Here is a 16,871-nt window from a genome sequence, read left to right as displayed (position 1 = left end):
TGTCAGCTCAGCTGCTCGGCCAGGGCGACGATGACGCCCTCCGGGCCGCGCAGGTAGCACAACCGGTAGCTGTCCTCGTAGCGGACCACGTCGCCGACGAGCTCGGCGCCGTGCTCACGCAGCCGGGCCACGACGTCGTCGATGCCGGTCACGGCGAACATGACGCGGTGCATGCCCCGCGTGTTGGGCGGCAGGCTGCCCGGGTCGGGGCCGACCGCCGCCGGGTGGTGGTACTTCGTCAGCTCCAGCCGCCCGTGCCCGTCGGGGGTGCGCATCATCGCGATGTCGCTGCTCACACCCTCCAGTCCGACGGTACGGTCGGCGAACCCCCCTTCGATGCGGGCCCGCCCCTCGACGGCCAGCCCCAGCTCGGCGAAGAACGCGACGGCGGCCTCCAGGTCGTCGACGACGATCGCGACGTTGTCCATGCGCTGGACGGTCATGGTGGTTCTCCTTCTCCGTAGGTGAACCGGGGACGGAGCCGCCGCCGCGTTCTCGACATCCCGGCGGGAGGAATTTCTCAGACGCTGCGCAACACCGAGACCACGATGCCGAGCACCACCGCGTCGTCGCCGTCGATGTCGGGGTAGGCCGGGTTGCGCGGCTCCAGCACGACGTGGCCGCCGCGCCGCCGGAACACCTTCACGGTCGCCTCGCCGTCGATCATCGCGGCCACGATCTGCCCCGAGTGCGCCTCCGGCTGCTGCCGGACCACGACGATGTCGCCGTCGCAGATGGCCGCCTCGACCATCGAGTCGCCCCGCACCCGCAACCCGAAGACGGTGCCCCGGCCGGTGAGGTCGCGCGGCAGCGTCAGCGCGTCGTCGACGTACTGCTCGGCCGGGATCGGTGCCCCCGCCGCGATGTCGCCCACGACCGGCACGCTGACCAGGTCGGCGGCCGGCCGCGCCGCCGGCCCGCGCAGGAACGCCCGCACGTCCATCGGCCGGCTCATCGCACTGCCCCGGCGCAGGAACCCCAGCTCCTCCAGGCTCCGCAGATGCCGCGACACCGCCGACGCCGACCGCAGCCCCACCGCGTCGCCGATCTCGCGGGTGCTCGGCGGATAGCCGTGCCGCACCACCCAGTCGTGGATCGTGGCCAGGATCCGCTGCTGGCGCGGCGGCAGCCCTGCGGTGTCGAGGTGCTCGAACAGGTCGTCGTCGTAGGCGGTCACCTGCGACATCGTAGGCCGCGCGGCACCGGACGCGGGTCAGGTCACCGCGACGATCCTCGCCTCGGCGAGCCTTCCGCCCTCGACGCGCAGCAGGCCGAGGGTGCCGTGGGGCTGGCGGCGCTTGTCGGTCGGCGAGCCCGGGTTGAAGATGCGGACCGGGCCGGAGTCGTCGTCGAGGGGGATGTGCGAGTGGCCGTACACGACCAGATCGGCGTCCGGGAACCGGGCCCGCATCCGCGCCGGCCTGCCCTTGGCCGGCCCGGCGTCGTGGATCATCGCCACGCGCAGCCCGCCGAGCGTCAGCTCCAGCGTCTCGGGGGCCTCGACGTCGGGGCCGTCGTTGTTGCCCTTGACGGCGTGGACGGGCGCGTGGGCGGCCAGCTCGTCGAGCACCCACCCGACGCACACGTCACCGGCGTGCAGGATCACGTCGGCGCCGCGCAGGTGCTCGGCGACCCGGGGCGGGAGGGCCTTCCAGAAACGCGGCGCGTGCGTGTCGGACAGGACGACGATCTTCATGCGGCCGGCATGGCGGGCTCGACGTGGACGTCGTCGTAGGGGAACAGGTCGTCACCCGGATCGTGCAGCGTGCCGCACCGATGGCGGACGATCTCGATCTCCGCCCGGCCTGTCGGGCGCTCGGTGCCGTCGACGTTGTAGTGGAAGTGGCCGTCGGCGAGGTAGTCGCGGCGGGCGGCGGTCCGCCACTGCGAGTTGTGTCCCCAGCCGTGGGACAGGTCCCGGGCGGGGCGGTCGCGGCGGCGGTGCGTCCAGTAGAGGGTCGAGCGGTCGGCGACCCCGGCGACCAGGTGGCGTTCCCCTGCGGTGACGACGACGCCGGCGCGGGACAACAACAACGACCCGACCATGAATCCTGGCCGGCGCTCTTCGACGATCACCGGCGGCTGGTCGGGGTCGGCGGCCTGCCGGACCTCGGCGACCTCGTGGCAGAACGGGTGGAAGTCGGGTCGGTCGATGCGGTCGCCTCCCAGGGCTGTGCAGAAGGCGGGGTAGAGGCGGGGGTGGTCGGCGATGAGCAGGTCGATGACGCGGCCGACGGCGTAGAGCCGCCACAGGGTCTCGTCTCCCGGGGAGGTCAGGTGGCTGCCGGGCCGACCTGCCCGCTGGACGTCGGCGACCAGATCCGGGTGCGCGGCCAGCCAGGGCCACAGCGGGTCGGGCGAGTCGTGGAGGCTTTCGTACAGGAAGCGCCAGTCGCTCACCCGGACACCCTAGTGCCCGACCGGCAGGTGGTCCCGGCCCGACACCCCGGCCTTCGCGGATGAGGCCGGGAGCCCGATCTGTTCGTGCACGGCTTCGACATCGACGTGCCGGTCATCGTGGGCGTGGCTCTACGGGATCGATCGAGGCATGCGCCACTCTGATTACGCTTTGTAATTGGTTTTGAGGGAGTGGTTCCGATGAAGAGGACGTTCGCGACGGTCGCGCTGGCGCTGGGCGTGGCGGGGATGGCCGGCTCCGCGCATGCCGACGATCCCGACTCGAACTTCGGCGGAGGGGTGAACGCGGCCAACAACTGGAACTTCACGGCCGCCGCCGTCTGCCTGCAGGAGGTCGCGGTCGTGCCGGTCCTGGGAGACTGGGTGGGCAACCACGTGAACAACTGCTCCAACGGCAACGTGATCGACCACAGCGGAAACTAGCCGCCCCATGGGCGGAGGCGACCGCCGTTCACTCCGCGTAACCGGCGGCGGTCGCTTGACCGAGCTCGACGGCCACCACCGGATGACGACGACGGCGACGCGCCGACCTCATAGGAACGCCGCGACCAGGTCGGCGAACTCCTCCGGGCTCGCCACCCGGACCCCCAGGCTCTCGGCCTTGGCCCGCTTCGAGCCCGCCTTGTCGCCCGCGACCACCAGCGACGTCTTGGCCGACACCGACGACGACGCCTTGCCGCCCGCCCGCTCCACCAGCTCGTTCATCTCGTTGCGCGACAACGCCGCCAGCGGGCCCGTCATCGTGCCGGTCACCACCACCGACATGCCCGCCAGCGGCAGCTCGACCGGCTCGCCCGCCGCCTCGGCGACGTCGGCCCGGTTCGGCACCACGCCGGGCTGGGTCATGTTCACGCCCGCCTTGATCAGCTTGTCGATCAGGGCGTCGAGTTCCAGCAGCTCGGCGACCACCACGGGGGCCTTCTCCGGGCCGATGCCGTCGACCTCCTGGATCGCGGCCGCGTCGGCGGCGCGGATGGCGTCCATGGTGCCGAAATGGGCGGCGATGCGGCGCGACATGCTGCGGCCCGTGCCGCGCACGCCCAGCGCGCAGAACACCCGGCTCAACGGCTGCGCCTTGGCGCGTTCGAGGGCGGCCAGCAGGTTGTCGGTGCTGGTCTCGCCCATACGCTCCAGCCCGAGCAGCTGCTCACGCGTCAGGAAGAACAGGTCGGCGAAGTCGGCGATGAGACCGGCGTCGAGCATCTGCTGGATCCGGTTGACCGCCAAACCCTCGATGTCGAGCTGGTCACGGCCCACCGCGTACTCGATCGAGGCGATGGCCCGGCACGCGCGGCCCCGCACGCACCGCCACCGCTCCTGGCTCGCGTCGATCGCGTCGCCGCACGACGGGCACACCTGCGGGATGTCGATCGGCGTCTCGTCGCCGGTGCGCAGGTGGACGACCGGGGCCTCCACGCGCGGGATCACGTCGCCCGCCTTGTAGACGGTCACCGAGTCGCCGATCATCAGGCCGCGCCGCGCGATGTCGGCCGCGTTGTGCAGGGTCGCGTAGGTGACGATCGACCCGTCGAGCTCCACCGGCTCCAGCACCGCACGCGGCGCGATGATGCCGGTCCGGCCGGTGTTCCACTCCACGCCCACCAGCTTGGTGATCTTCTCGGTGGCCGGCAGCTTGTAGGCCACCGCCCACCTCGGGGCGCGCGAGCTGAACCCCGCCGCCGCCTGGTCGGCCGCCAGGTCGCACTTGACCACGATGCCGTCGATGCCGAACTCCAGCCCGGCCCGCGCCGCCGCGATCTCCTCCACCCGCGCCTGCACCGCCGCCAGATCGGCGACCAGCACCCCCGCCACCGGCGTCACCGCCGTCGTCCGCACCCCCTGGCCCGCCACCCATTCCATGATCTGACTGTGCGGCCACTCCCGCAGCCGCACCGCCAGCTCCGAGTCGTCACCCGGCGGCAACGGCAACGCGCCGTAACCGAAGAACGTCAGCTCACACACATACGGACGGTCCTTCGTCCGCAACGTGCCCGCCGCCGCGCTGCGCGGATTGGCGAACGTGGTGCCGTCGTGGGCCTGGCGCTTGGCGCACGCGTCTTCGAACTGCGCCGTCGTCATCATCACCTCACCGCGCAGCTCCACCGTCACCGCCTCGGCCAGCCGCTCCGGCAACCCCACGATCGTGCCGATCGAATGCGACACGTCCTCCCCCGCCAGGCCGTCACCGCGCGTCACCAGCTGCACCAGCCGCCCCCGCCGGTAACGCGCCGACACCGCCAGCCCGTCGAGCTTGGCCTCCACGCTCCACGCCGTCACCGGACGGTCGAGCCGCCGCTCCAGCGACGCCGCCCACGCCACCAGCTGATCGGGCCCGAACACGTTGTCCAGGCTCAGCATCGGCACCGTGTGCGGCACGTCGCCCACCACCGCGCCACCCGCCACCTTGCCGGTCGGCGAGGCCGGCAGCACCTGCTCCGGATGGGCGGCCTCATACGCCTCGATGCCCCGCACCAGCCGGTCGTAGGCGTCGTCGTCGAGCGTGGAGGTGCCGTCGGCGTAATAGGCTGCCGACGCGTCGACGGCCAGCTGGACGGCCTCGGCGTACGCGGTCTCATCGGCGATCGCCGTCATGGGGGGTGTCTCGGTCATGCCCTCATCATGTCGAACCCGACCGACAATCCCTGAAGGCCGCGCGGTAGGCCGTCGGCGTCACCCCGACCACACGTTTGAACCGGTCGCGGAAGGCCGCCGCCGACCCGAACCCGGCCCGCGCCGCCACCCGCTCCACCCCCTCGTCGGTGCTCTCCAGCAGCAGTTGGGCCCGCCGTACCCGCGCCCGCAGCAGCCACTGCAGCGGCGTCGTCCCCGTCTGCTCGCGGAAGCGGCGGGCGAAGGTCCGCTCGCCCATGCCGGCCCGCCGGGCCATCCGCGCCGCCGTCACCTCCCCGTCGAGGTTCTCCTCGATCCACGCCAGCACCGGCTCCAGCAGCGACCCGCGCGGAACGGGCGGCGGGGTGTGCGGGACGAACTGCGCCTGCCCGCCCTCCCGTTCCAGCGGCACCACCGACAACCGGGCCGACTCGGCCGCCACCGCCGATCCGAAGTCGCGCCGGATCACGTGCAGGCACAGGTCCAGCCCGGCGGCGGCCCCGGCCGAGGTCAGGATGCGCCCGTTGTCGACGTACAGGACGTCGGGTTCCACCGTCACGCGCGGATACGACCGGGCCAGCAGGTCGGCGGCGGCCCAGTGGGTGGTCGCGCGCAGCCCGTCGAGCAGCCCGGCGGCCGCCAGGGTGAAGGCGCCCGCGCAGATGGACACCATCCGGGTGCCCCGGGCCGCCGCCGCGCGCAACGCGTCGAGGACCGCGACCGGCGGCGGGGGCGACCCTTCGGAGCATCCCGGGACGACGACCGTGCCCGCCTCCCCCAGCACCGACAGGTCGTAGGGCGCGATGAGGGTGAAAGCCGCACCCGTCACCCGCGGCGCCGGGGCGCAGACCACCACCCTGTAGGGGCGGCTCCCGTCGGCCAGCCGGGCCCGCCCGAACACCTCCACCGGCGTCGCCAGATCGGCCGCCACCACCTGGTCCAGCGCCAGGACCGCCACCGTGTGCACAGCGCCACGCTACTGGCGGAAACCCGGCGGAGATTGTCCGTTCACCCCATGGGGCGGCGCGGCCCGGCCGTCCTACCGTGGCGCTGCCACCCCGCACCCATCGAGAAACGGAACCACATGGCCGTCGTCCTGCCGATCGTCATCGGGCTGATCTGCGTCGCCCTGCTGTCGCTCATCCCCGAGCCGCATCGCCGCCCGGTGAACGCCGTGCTCGTCGCCGGCGCGGGCGCCGCCTACCTCGGCGGCGGCGGCCTCGGCTACGGGGAGTTCGTGCTGCCCGTCGTCATGACCTACGTCGCCTACCGGGGCCTGACGAACTGGAACTGGATCGGCGTCGGCTGGTTGCTGCACACCGCCTGGGACGTCGTCCACCACCTCCAGGGCGCGCCGATCATCCCCTTCGCCGAGGACTCCAGCTTCGGCTGCGCCCTGTGCGACCCGGTCATCGCGTTGTGGTGCTTCGCGGGCGGGCCGTCGCTCACCCGCCTCCGGCGTCACAGAGGCCAGGACTCCCGCCGCCAGGCCGCGTCCCAGAACATCCACTCGTAACGGGCCGTCGCCGTGAAGTGCTCCACCGCCCGCGCCCGCTGCATCTCCGTCGCCTCCCCGCCCAGCCGGTCGGCCAGCGCCACCACCCGGCGGACCGTCTCCTGGAATTCCTCGTTCCCGTACGCCGCGATCCACCGCCGATAGAGCGGATCGGGCGACGACCGCGCCAGCAGGTCGGCCCCCACCCGCGCGTAGATCCAGTAACACGGCAACACCGCCGCCAGCCCGTCGAGGAACGAACCGCCGTACACCGTGGCCAGCACGTAACTCGTGTACGCCCGCGTCGTCGGCCCCACCGGCTGCGCCGCCGCCTCCTCGGCCGACCCGCCCAGGTCGGCCATGAACGCGGCGTGCATCTCCCGCTCGGCCGCGATCGCCCCCACCGCGTCACCGGCGAACGCGCGGGTGACGTCCTCGTCGGGCGCCCTGGCCGCGCACACCGCCAGCGCGCGGGCGTAGTCGCGCAGATAGTGGGAGTCCTGGACGACGAAGTGCCGGAACGCCTCCCGGGGCAGCGTGCCGTCGACGAGCCCGGTGATGAACGGATGACGGAGGATCGCCTGATAGATGGGGGCCGCGGCGTCCCACAACCCGTCGCTGAACGTGCTGATGATGAGACCTTCTCCCTACGCCGGCATGACCCGGTCAGGTTCAAGCGGTCTGCGGCCGTTCCAGCCGCACTCTCAGCCCGGTACGCCGGGCTCCCGCGATGTCATGATCAACCTAACCGACGCGCCGCCCGCCGGAAAGGGGGTCAGCCGATGACGTCTCGCACCCACCCGAGACTCACCAGGCCGCTCGCCGCCCCGGCCAGCTCCCCCGCCGCCGGCCGCAACGCCGCCCGCGCCCGCCCGAACGCCGCGCCGTCGCCCCGCACCCGCGCGGCCCGCGCCAGCAGCGCCCACATCGCCTCGGCCAGCAGGTCTCGCGGCGGATCGGGGACCGCGCCGAGATCGGCGTCCGGCCGCAGCACCGCACCCGCCCACGGCTCGAACGGGCCGTACACCCCCGGATCGACCGGCTCCGGCGGCCGGCCGTGGCGCAGCCGCAGGCACAACGACGCCAACGCCGGCAGCCCCTCGCTCAGCCCCGGCATCCCGGCCCCCTCCAGCAACCCGGCCCCCTCGCGGTAGGCCGCCTCCTGGCCGGCGAACGCCGCCGCCGGATCCTCGGCCAGCCGCAGCGCCCGGTACCACGCCGTGAACACCGACGTCAGCGGCCGGTCGTGCCGCGAGGCCAGCGCGTCGAGGCGGGCGGCGTGCCCGTCACCCGTGCCGAAGTCGCCGACCGCGCAGGCCGACTGCAGCCCGATCAGACGACCCAGGATCTCGTAGTTCGCCAGGCCGTGCCGTGCCGACACCGCCAGGATCTCCGCCCCGATCCGGGCCCGCCGCCCCGACAGGCCGGTGCGCCCGAACGCCTGCATGTAAGCCCCGTTCAGCGCGAACACCAGCAGCACCGGGTCGGCCAGCCCGCGCGCGATCTCCACCGCCTCGGCCGCCGCCGCGCCCGCCCGCGCGGACCCGCCGCCCCGCGACTCCACCGCGATCGTCGCCAGCAGCCGCGCCCGCGTCGCCGGCCCGGCCCCGGCCCCGATCCGGTCCAGCGTCCGCGCCGCCGCCCCGACCACCCGCCCCGCCTGCGCCGGATCATCGGAACGGGTCCAGATCGCCGGTACGTCATAAGCGCCGATCACCCGAGCCACCAGATCGGCGTCACCGAGCTCCTCGGCCGCCTCCACCGCCGCCGCACGATGCTCCCGCGCCGCCACCAGCCCCTCGCCCCCGGTCACCGCCAGCCCCCGCATCAGCCCGACCGCCGCCTCCAGCCTCGGCCCCGCCCCCGCCGCCACCCGGTCATGCGCCGCCGCCGCGCCCGCCCACACCCGCGCCGCCGCGTCACCGAAGGCCAGCCCGTCGTCCTGCCGCAGGATCGCCGCCTCCAGGTCCCGCAACCCCGGCCCCGGATCGAGCCCCAGCCGCCCCGCCAGCTCCGCCCGCGCGCCCCGCAGCACCGCCAGCGCGTCGGCCTGCCGCCCCGACCGGTAGAGCGCCAGCGCCAGCAGCCGCCACATCTCCTCCCGCCACGGATGAGCCCGCACGTGCGCGTCGAGATCCGGCACCGCCTCATCCGCCCGGCCCAGGTCCACCAGCGCCCGCGCCCGCCGCTCCACCACCCGCAACCGCACCTCGGCCAGCCGCGCCCGCTCCCCCTCGGCCCACGCCAGCCCCGCGTACGCCGGGCCCCGCCACAATCCCAGCGCCTGATCCAGCCGGGTCAGCACCGCCGCCGGCGGTCCGGCGAACCGGGCCGCCTCCTCGAACCGCCACACGTCGGCCTCGGCGCGCAACGCGTACCCCGGACCCGCCGTCACGATCACCTTCGGCGGCGTGCGCGGCGGCCGGCCGGGCTCCAGCGCCCGCCGCAACGCCGCCACGAACGTCCGGATCGCCGCCACCGCGCCCTCGGGCGGGTCGTCCCACAGATCGGCCGCCAGCACCTCGACCGGCACCACCCGGCCGCCGGCCGCGACCAGCCGCGCCAGCACCTCACGGTGCCGCGGCCCCCGCAACGCGATCGCCGCCCCCGCCGCGTCCCACGCCTCCACCGGCCCGAGGACCCCCACCACAACGGACACCCCACCACGCTAGTGCTCATCGGTTGCTCATCCGCACCCGGCAACCTCGACCCCGTGATCGAGAACTTCACCTACCACCGCGTCCCCGTCGCCGACGACGTCACCCTCAACGCCGCCGTGGGCGGCGACGGGCCCGCCGTCGTCCTGCTGCACGGCTTCCCGCAGACCCACCTCATGTGGCGGCACGTCGCCGCCGACCTCGCCGCCACCCACACCGTCATCTGCCCCGACCTGCGCGGATACGGCGACAGCGACAAACCCGCCACCGGATACTCCAAACGCGAGATGGCCGCCGACGTCGTCGCCCTCGCCCGCTCCCTCGGCCACGAACGGTTCGCGCTGGCCGGCCACGACCGGGGAGCCCTCGTCGCCTTTCGCGCCGGCCTCGACCACCCCGCCGCCGTCACCCACCTGGCCTGCCTCGACGTCCTGCCCACCCTCGACATGTGGGACGTCCTGCACGGCGCTTCCGCCGCCGTCGCCTGGCACCTCTACCTCATGGCCCAGCCGCCCGGCCTGCCGGAGACCCTCATCGCCGCCGACCCGGACACCTTCTTCGGCCACTTCCTCGACGCGTGGGTGCGCGACCCCGCCGCGCTCCACGACGTCCGCGACGCCTACCTCACCGCCTCACGGCAGGCGATCCCGTCGATCGTGGCCGACTACCGCGCCTCCGCCGGCGTCGACGTCCACCACGACGCCGCCGACCGCGCCGCCGGCAACCGCCTCACCATGCCCGTCACCGTCGTCCAGCAGGACTGGGGCGCCGCCCTCGGCTACGACGCCGCCGCCCTCTGGCGCGCCTGGGCCCCCGGCCTCCACCACCACACCACCACCGCCGGCCACTTCATGGCCGAAGAGGCCCCCGCCGAGATCACCGGGCGGCTCCGCGAACTCCTCGCCCGCTGACCAGGCCAAATTCCGGCAAACCCTGGCACGTCGACAAGCTCCCGCACCACCCACCCATGAACATCATGGAGCCCTTCCACAGAAGGGACATCCCAATGCGCCACCTGCTGTACGCCGCCGCGCTCGCCCTCACCCTCACCCCCCTCCCGTCGGCCGCCGCCGCCGACACCGGCGACATCACCTGCCACGGCGGCAGCATCAGCCTCCACTACACGCCCCCGATCACCTACCGGAAGAACACCACCTGGATGACCGCCAACGGCGACCTCGGCGTCTGCGGCTCGCCCCGGCACCCGGCCATCACCGGCGGAAGGATCCACATCGAGGGCAACCTCACCACCCAGTGCCCCGGCCCCATCGGCCCCGGCTACACCCGCCTCACCATCACCTGGAACGACGGCACCACCACCACCGCCAACCAGGCCAGCCACCGAGGCGACCTCACCGCCTACACCCTCGACAGCGGCGCCGCCCACCTCACCGGACGCACCACCACCAGCCTCCTGGACCTCGGCGCCAACTGCGTCCTCACCGGCGTCACCCAGACCACCGCCACCATCGACGAGTTCACCGGCAGCCACGAATAACCGCTCACCGGCCGAACCGCCGGCCCCGGCCCGCATACGAACGAAGCGCCCGCAGAAAGTCGATCTCCCGGAAGTCCGGCCAGTAACACTCGCAGAAATGCATCTCCGCGTACGCCGACTGCCACAACATGAAACCCGACAGGCGCTGCTCGCCGCTGGTCCGCACGATCATGTCGAGCGGCGCCTGCGCCGCCGTGTACACATGCCGCGAGATCACCGCCGCGTCGAACCCGTCCAGGATCTCCTCCAACGCGACCCCGGCCGCCAGCCGCTCACCGATCGCCGACCGCACCGCGTCCGCGATCTCCCGCTGACCCCCGTAACCGATCGCCACGTTCACCCTGACGCCGCCCCGCCGGCCCGCCGTCCGCGCCGCCGCCCCCTTGATCGCCCGCGCCGTCGCGTCCGGCAGCAGGTCAAGGCTCCCGATCGGCGTCACCTCCCACCGCAGGCCCGGCGCCGCCAGCTCCTCGACCACCCCTTCGATGATCTCCAGGAGCGCCGCGACCTCCGCCTCCCCGCGACCCAGGTTGTCGTCCGAGAGCAGATAGATCGTCACCTGCTCGATCCCGTACGCGTCACACCAGCGCAGGAACGTCGGGATCTTCGCCCCACCCGCCCGATGGCCGTCGGCCGGATCACGCAAACCCGCCGACCGCGCCCACCGCCGGTTGCCGTCGACCATGATCCCGATATGACGCGGCATCAGCTCCCGGGGCAGCCGGCCCGCCAGCCTCCGCACGTAGATCCGGTCGAGGATCCCCCGCACCCGCCGTCGCATCCCCACCATGACGCCATCGTCGACCGGCCCCGTTCGCCCCGACAACCGCCTGCACCGAACCCTCACCTGACCCGTCGGCCTTCTGCACGAAGGCACCCATGACGATCACAGCGGCGCCCTGTCAGCCCTGGTCACGCCGCTTCGGAGCGCCGCGCTCTCCCTTCGTGGAGGGTTGTCGTCTGCAAGCTGAAGATTACTGCCACAACCCAGCGTCTTTACTAAGTAGATTTCCAACTGCGTTGACGGGACGGCGGACGGCCGGTCTAATGAGCCCCGATGTCGCGTGACTCCGGCCAAAGAGCAGTGGGCCGGCCGGTGATCGGGCGAGCATCCCGACTTCGAGGGGTCTCTCCAATGAGTGCACACTCCCCCTCTTTCTGACCTGCCGCGTTTTCCCCTGTCTTCCGGAGACACATCCGCATGCCCACGCCATCAGACCTGTTGCTGCTCACCACCACCGGCGCGACGTCCGGCGAGCCGACCACCACTCCCCTGCCCTATGTCCGCCACGGCGACCTGCTGCTGGTCGTCGGCTCCGGCCCGGACGATTCCCCCGGCTGGTACGACGACCTGCTCGCCCATCCCGCCGTCCGCGTCGAACTGGGCGGCGAGACCTTCGACGCCCTCGCGGTGCCCGCCGAAGGAACCCGGCGCGACGAACTGTTCGAGGCCCTGAACGCCCCCGCGACACCCGCCGGCCACGACGAGCTGTTCGAGCAGGTCGTGCGCGCTTCCCCCGGCCACCACGACCACCGCGCCCAGACCACCGGCACGCCCCCGGTCGTGGTCCTGGAGCGCGCCGATCCCGGCGAACCGCGCGTGATCGCCAATCTCGCCGACAAGCTCGTCGAGGTCCACACCTGGCTGCGCGGGCAGTTGCGCCACGTGCGCGCGGAGGTGGACGCCCACTTCGCCGCCCAGCCGGGCGAACCCCCGAGCCTCGGCCTGCAGATCCGGCAGCGCTGCCTGGCGTTCTGCCAGGCGCTGGAGTTCCACCACACCAGCGAGGACGGCCACCTGTTCCCCGGCATGGCCCCGCACCACCCCCACCTGGCCGGCGTCTTCGAGCGGCTCGCCGCCGAACACCGGACCGTCGCGCGCATCCAGGGCGACCTGGCCTCCCTGCTCGCCGACATCGGCGGCGCGGACCCCCGGCGGTTCCGGGCCGAACTCGACCGCATGGCGGCGGAGCTGACCGCGCACCTCGACTACGAGGAGGAGGTGCTGCTTCCCCTCCTGGCGGAGATCCCGTGGCCTCCGGCGCGTCCGTGACTCCGTGAGGTACTGTTCTAGAACAGATGCTGTTCTAGAACAGTCGGAGGACGACGTCCATGACCACCCTGATGAGCGACCCGGGGACCACCGGCCGGTTCGGCGACTACGGCGGGCGATACGTGCCGGAGTCGCTGATCCCGGCCTGCCAGGAGATCGAGGCCGCGTTCCGCGACGCCTGGGCCGACCCCGGGTTCCGCGACCGGCTGACCACCCTGCTCACCGTGTACGCCGGCCGCCCCACCCCGCTGACCCCCGCCCGGCGGCTGTCCGAGGAGCTCGGCGTCACGCTGCTGCTGAAGCGGGAAGACCTCACCCACACCGGCTCCCACAAGATCAACAACGTGGTCGGCCAGGCGCTGCTCGCCCAGCGCATGGGCAGGCGGCGGCTGCTGGCCGAGACCGGCGCGGGGCAGCACGGCGTCGCCACCGCCACCGCCGCCGCGCTCCTCGGGCTCCGGGCGACCGTGTTCATGGGCGAGCGCGACATCGAGCGCCAGGAGCTCAACGTGCTGCGCATGAACGTGCTCGGCGCGGAGGTCGTGCCCGTCACCACCGGCAGCCGGACCCTCAAGGACGCCTGCAACGAGGCGATGCGCCACTGGGTGGCGTCCACCGACGACTCCTACTACTGCCTCGGCTCGGTGCTGGGCCCGCACCCCTACCCGTGGATGGTGCGCGAGTTCCAGCGTGTCATCGGCGAGGAGGCCCGCGCCCAGTGCGCCGCCGAACTGCCCGCCGCGGTGCCCGACTACGTGGTCGCGTGCGTCGGCGGCGGGTCGAACGCCGCCGGCACGTTCGCCGGGTTCGTCGGCACCACCGCCCGGCTCGTCGGGGTCGAGGCCGAAGGCGGCGCGGCGGCCACCTCCGGCCGGGCCGGGGTCCTGCACGGCTTCCGCTCGCTCGTGCTCCAGGACGAACACGGCCAGGTCACCGAGGCCCACTCGGTCGCGGCCGGGCTCGACTACCCGGGCATCGGGCCCGAGCACGCCCACCTGCGCGACGGCGGCCGGGCCCGCTACGCGACCGTCACCGACGAGGAGGTCGTCCGGGCGCTCGTGCGCCTGGCCCGCACCGAGGGCATCGTCGCCGCGCTGGAGTCGTGCCACGCCCTGGCCTGGGTGATCAGGGCCGCCGGATCCGGCCGGATCGCGCCGGGGTCGTCCGTGATGCTGACGCTGTCGGGCCGGGGAGACAAGGACATCGCGTCCATCAAGGAGCTGCTGTGACCACGTCCCTGGAAACGTTCCTGCTCGCCCGCCGCGCCACCGGGCGCCTGCTGGTGCCCTACGTCACCGCCGGGGCCGCCCCCGGATGGACCGACGTCGTCCGCGCCTACGCCGACGCCGGGGCCGACGCCGTCGAGATCGGCTTCCCCTTCTCCGACCCCATGCTCGACGGCGTCACCATCCAGGAGGCCTCCGACCGGGCCATCGCCGCCGGGACCACGGTCACCGGCATCCTCGACGAGGTCACGGCGCTCGACGTCGGGGTGCCGCTGGTCGCGATGACGTACGGAAACCTGGTCTTCCAGCGGAGCGGCGCGAAGTTCTGCGCGGCGCTGGCCATGAGCGGGCTGCGCGGGCTCATCGTGCCCGACGTGCCGCTGGAGGAGGCCGGCGAGCTGGCCGACGCCGCCGTGAAGGAGGGCCTCGACCTCGTGCTGCTGGCCGCGCCGTCGACCCCCCGCGCCCGGCTGGGCGAGATCGCCGCGCGCAGCCGGGGCTTCGTCTACGCGCTGACCCGCATGGGCACCACCGGCGAACGCGACGAGGTGCCCGAGCAGGCCGCCCGGCTCGGCCGCGAGCTCAAGGAGCTCACCGACCGGCCGGTCCTGTTCGGCTTCGGCGTCTCCAGCCCGCGCCAGGCCGCCGAGCTCGCCCGGCACGCCGACGGCGTCGTGGTCGCCTCGGCCCTGATGCGCCGCCTTCTCGACGGCGCCCGGCCGCGTGAACTGGGAGAGTATGTGGCGAGCATGCGCCGCGCACTCGACTAGGGAGCCCGATGAGCAGCACGCCCCGCTACCGCGTCATCGCCGACGACCTGAGCGACAAGATCAGGTCGGGTCACTACCGCGCGGGCGAGGCCCTGCCCGCGCAGCGTGAGCTCAGCGCCTCCTACGGCGTGACGATGATGACGCTGCGGCAGGCGTTGCAGGTCCTCAGCGGCGAGGGCCTGATCGAGCAGCGGGCCGGCCGGGGCACCTACGTGACGCGGCCGGGCGCCGAATACCCGCTCGACACCCTGCGCAGCCTCGGCGACGACCTGCGCAGGCAGGGGCATCCGCTGCGCACCGAAGTGGTCTCGGCCGCGCTGCGACCGGCCCCGCGCTCCCTCACCCGGCTGCTCGGCGACGCGCCGGCCGGACTGCGGGCCCTCCGGCTGGTCCGGGTGCGCCACCTGGGCGACCGGCCCGTCGTCCACCAGATCTCGTGGGTCGCCGAGCCGCACGCCTCGGCCGTCAGGGCGGCCGACTTCACCGAGGTCCCCCTCTACACCGCCCTCGCCGACGCCGGCGCGCGCATCCACCGGGCCACCGAGCGCATCAGGCCCGCCCTGCTCACCGCCCCCGTGGCGGCGCGGCTGCGCCGCCCGGCGGGCGGCCCGGTGTTCGTCAGCGAGCGTGTCACCTACGACGACCGGGGCACGCCGATCGTCGTCGACCACGCCACGATCCTCGGCGAGTGGATGGAGATCCGGGCCGAGCGCAAGGCGACCGACCTGTCGTTGCACTGGACCGGTGCCTTTACAAAGTAGATCCGAAACGGGATGTTATAGTCCTCGCGAAGGTCATGAGTGCCAGCGCACAGCCCCGGCTTGCTGGCCGGCAACCCTCGCGTCCGCGGCGGGGTGCCCCGGGTGAAGACCTGGTCCGTCGCGGGGTGCGGCGGGCAAGCGCGTGACTCGCCTGGAGGCGTCATGTCCCCTGTCTTCTCCCTTGACGTGCCCGTTCGCGACGGCGCCCTGGTCCCCTACGCCAATCTCGACTACGCCGCCAGCGCCCCCTGTCTCCAGGCGGTCAGCCAGGCCGTCGCCGACGCGCTGCCCGCCTACTCCAGCGTCCACCGGGGCGCCGGCCACGCCTCCCAGCTGACCACCGCCCGCTACGAGCAGGCCCGGCACACCATCAAGGCGTTCGCCCGCGCCCGGCCCGACGACGCGCTCGTGTTCGTCCGCAACACCACCGACGCGATGAACCTGCTGGCCCGGAGCCTGCCCGAGGGCACCACGGTGGTCGTCTTCGACACCGAGCACCACGCGACCCTCCTCCCCTGGCCGGCCCCCGTGCGCCTCGCGCCGCCCGCGCTGCCCGGTGAGGCCGTCCGCGCCGCCGACGAGGCGCTCGCCGCGATCGACGGTCCCGCGCTGCTGGTCGTCACGGCCGCCTCGAACGTCACCGGGGAACTGTGGCCGATCGCCGGCCTGGCCCACATCGCCCACCGGCACGGCGCCCGCATCGCGGTCGACGCCGCCCAGCTGGCCCCCCACCGCCCCCTGAACGTCGCCGCCCTCGACCTCGACTACGTCGCCTTCTCCGGCCACAAGCTGTACGCCCCCTTCGGCGCGGGCGTGCTGATCGGCCGCCGTGACTGGCTGGAGCGGGCCGAGCCCTACCTGAAGGGCGGCGGCGCGACGGTCGCCGTCGGCGACCAGACCGAGTGGCAGGCCGACGTGGAGGCCCGGCACGAGGCCGGCACCCCCAACGTGCTGGGCGCCATCGCCCTGGCCGCGGCCTGCGACCACCTGAACCAGACCGGCTGGGCCGGCCTCGTCGAGGAGGAGGACCGCCTGCTCACCCGGCTGCGGACCGGCCTCGCCGCCATCGACGGCGTGCACGAGCTGGCGTTGTGGCCCGCCGACCACCCCCGGGTGGGCATCGTCTCGTTCGTCGTCGACGGGCACACCGCCCGCGAGGTGGCCGAACGGCTGTCGGCCGAGCACGGCATCGGCGTCCGCGACGGCAAGTTCTGCGCCCACCCGTTCGTGCGGCACCTGCTCGGCGTGGGGCGGGGCGGCTGCGACGAGATCGGCGGCGCGGTCCGCGCCTCGATCGGCCTCGGCAGCACCGAGGAACACGTCGACCGCCTGCTGACCGCCCTCGGCGCCCTCACCGCGCGCAGCCAGGCCGCCTGACCCGCG

General features: G+C 73.5%; 18 protein-coding genes and 2 riboswitches. Of the genes, 9 read left to right on the top strand and 9 right to left on the bottom strand.

Annotation, left to right across the window (positions count from 1 at the left end; translation table 11 throughout):
• Positions 1–2: 2 nt before the first annotated feature.
• The 4 genes from AW271_RS05540 to AW271_RS05525 form a co-directional block, all read right to left on the bottom strand.
• Complete coding sequence (locus AW271_RS05540; protein WP_218007981.1) at positions 3–428, bottom strand: VOC family protein; 426 nt, start codon at positions 426–428, stop codon at positions 3–5.
• A 92-nt stretch (positions 429–520) separates the two neighbouring features.
• Positions 521–1,186, bottom strand: coding sequence for a transcriptional repressor LexA (gene lexA, locus AW271_RS05535; protein ID WP_218007949.1), 666 nt, complete (start codon positions 1,184–1,186; stop codon positions 521–523).
• Between the two features lie 27 nt (positions 1,187–1,213).
• Positions 1,214–1,696 carry a metallophosphoesterase family protein gene (locus AW271_RS05530; protein ID WP_062332623.1) on the bottom strand — a complete coding sequence of 161 codons (483 nt, stop codon included), beginning with the start codon at positions 1,694–1,696 and terminating at the stop codon, positions 1,214–1,216.
• Positions 1,693–2,400: a hypothetical protein gene (locus tag AW271_RS05525; RefSeq protein WP_062332618.1), complete on the bottom strand. Its 708-nt coding sequence runs from the start codon at positions 2,398–2,400 to the stop codon at positions 1,693–1,695. Before AW271_RS05525 ends, AW271_RS05530 begins: the two co-directional genes overlap by 4 nt.
• 198 nt (positions 2,401–2,598) lie before the next feature.
• Between AW271_RS05525 and AW271_RS05520 the strand changes: the two genes are divergently transcribed.
• Entirely contained in the window at positions 2,599–2,841 is a 243-nt protein-coding gene (locus AW271_RS05520) for a hypothetical protein (protein WP_062332615.1), read from the top strand.
• Positions 2,842–2,949: 108 nt separating this feature from the next.
• Here AW271_RS05520 and ligA read toward each other — a convergent pair whose 3' ends face one another.
• Both ligA and AW271_RS05510 read right to left on the bottom strand, forming a co-directional pair.
• The gene (gene ligA, locus AW271_RS05515) at positions 2,950–5,028 is read right to left on the bottom strand and encodes an NAD-dependent DNA ligase LigA (protein ID WP_062332613.1); all 2,079 of its coding nucleotides are present in this window, start codon (positions 5,026–5,028) and stop codon (positions 2,950–2,952) included.
• 7 nt (positions 5,029–5,035) lie between these two features.
• Positions 5,036–5,995, bottom strand: a complete 960-nt coding sequence (locus tag AW271_RS05510; protein ID WP_062332610.1) for a GlxA family transcriptional regulator — start codon at positions 5,993–5,995, stop codon at positions 5,036–5,038.
• Between the two features lie 117 nt (positions 5,996–6,112).
• Between AW271_RS05510 and AW271_RS05505 the strand changes: the two genes are divergently transcribed.
• Positions 6,113–6,544, top strand: coding sequence for a DUF6010 family protein (locus AW271_RS05505; RefSeq protein WP_062332607.1), 432 nt, complete (start codon positions 6,113–6,115; stop codon positions 6,542–6,544).
• On the opposite strand, the gene tenA is transcribed toward AW271_RS05505, so the two are convergent.
• A complete protein-coding gene (gene tenA / locus AW271_RS05500; RefSeq protein ID WP_245652936.1) occupies positions 6,490–7,134 on the bottom strand; it encodes a thiaminase II in 645 nt (214 codons plus the stop codon). The genes AW271_RS05505 and tenA overlap by 55 nt on opposite strands.
• Before the next feature lie 16 nt (positions 7,135–7,150).
• Positions 7,151–7,262, bottom strand: a riboswitch (TPP riboswitch).
• A 36-nt stretch (positions 7,263–7,298) separates the two neighbouring features.
• Positions 7,299–9,182, bottom strand: coding sequence for an AfsR/SARP family transcriptional regulator (locus tag AW271_RS05495; RefSeq protein ID WP_062332599.1), 1,884 nt, complete (start codon positions 9,180–9,182; stop codon positions 7,299–7,301).
• Positions 9,183–9,236: 54 nt separating this feature from the next.
• Here AW271_RS05495 and AW271_RS05490 point away from each other — a divergent pair, with 54 nt between their 5' ends.
• Both AW271_RS05490 and AW271_RS05485 read left to right on the top strand, forming a co-directional pair.
• Positions 9,237–10,091 carry an alpha/beta fold hydrolase gene (locus tag AW271_RS05490; RefSeq protein WP_245652935.1) on the top strand — a complete coding sequence of 285 codons (855 nt, stop codon included), beginning with the start codon at positions 9,237–9,239 and terminating at the stop codon, positions 10,089–10,091.
• A 95-nt stretch (positions 10,092–10,186) separates the two neighbouring features.
• On the top strand, positions 10,187–10,678 hold the full coding sequence (locus tag AW271_RS05485) for a hypothetical protein (RefSeq protein WP_062332596.1): 492 nt from the start codon (positions 10,187–10,189) through the stop codon (positions 10,676–10,678).
• Between the two features lie 4 nt (positions 10,679–10,682).
• On the opposite strand, the gene AW271_RS05480 is transcribed toward AW271_RS05485, so the two are convergent.
• Complete coding sequence (locus AW271_RS05480) at positions 10,683–11,468, bottom strand: isoprenyl transferase (RefSeq protein ID WP_062332594.1); 786 nt, start codon at positions 11,466–11,468, stop codon at positions 10,683–10,685.
• A gap of 411 nt (positions 11,469–11,879) precedes the next feature.
• Here AW271_RS05480 and AW271_RS05475 point away from each other — a divergent pair, with 411 nt between their 5' ends.
• The 5 genes from AW271_RS05475 (at position 11,880) to AW271_RS05455 (ending at position 16,865) form a co-directional block, all read left to right on the top strand.
• Positions 11,880–12,731: a nitroreductase/quinone reductase family protein gene (locus AW271_RS05475; protein WP_062332591.1), complete on the top strand. Its 852-nt coding sequence runs from the start codon at positions 11,880–11,882 to the stop codon at positions 12,729–12,731.
• 59 nt (positions 12,732–12,790) lie between these two features.
• A complete protein-coding gene (gene trpB, locus AW271_RS05470; protein WP_062332588.1) occupies positions 12,791–13,960 on the top strand; it encodes a tryptophan synthase subunit beta in 1,170 nt (389 codons plus the stop codon).
• Entirely contained in the window at positions 13,957–14,727 is a 771-nt protein-coding gene (trpA, locus tag AW271_RS05465) for a tryptophan synthase subunit alpha (RefSeq protein ID WP_062332585.1), read from the top strand. Before trpB ends, trpA begins: the two co-directional genes overlap by 4 nt.
• 8 nt (positions 14,728–14,735) lie before the next feature.
• Positions 14,736–15,488, top strand: coding sequence for a GntR family transcriptional regulator (locus AW271_RS05460; RefSeq protein WP_062332581.1), 753 nt, complete (start codon positions 14,736–14,738; stop codon positions 15,486–15,488).
• Positions 15,489–15,519: 31 nt separating this feature from the next.
• Positions 15,520–15,635, top strand: a riboswitch (SAM riboswitch).
• A 15-nt stretch (positions 15,636–15,650) separates the two neighbouring features.
• Positions 15,651–16,865: an aminotransferase class V-fold PLP-dependent enzyme gene (locus AW271_RS05455; RefSeq protein WP_062332579.1), complete on the top strand. Its 1,215-nt coding sequence runs from the start codon at positions 15,651–15,653 to the stop codon at positions 16,863–16,865.
• Positions 16,866–16,871: the final 6 nt, after the last annotated feature.

Origin of the sequence: Herbidospora sakaeratensis (genome assembly GCF_001570525.1) — a bacterium.
In the GTDB taxonomy this organism is placed as follows: domain Bacteria; phylum Actinomycetota; class Actinomycetes; order Streptosporangiales; family Streptosporangiaceae; genus Herbidospora; species Herbidospora sakaeratensis.
The sequence above is the reverse complement of the archived record's forward strand: the minus strand, read 5'-3'. Positions and strand labels throughout refer to the sequence as shown.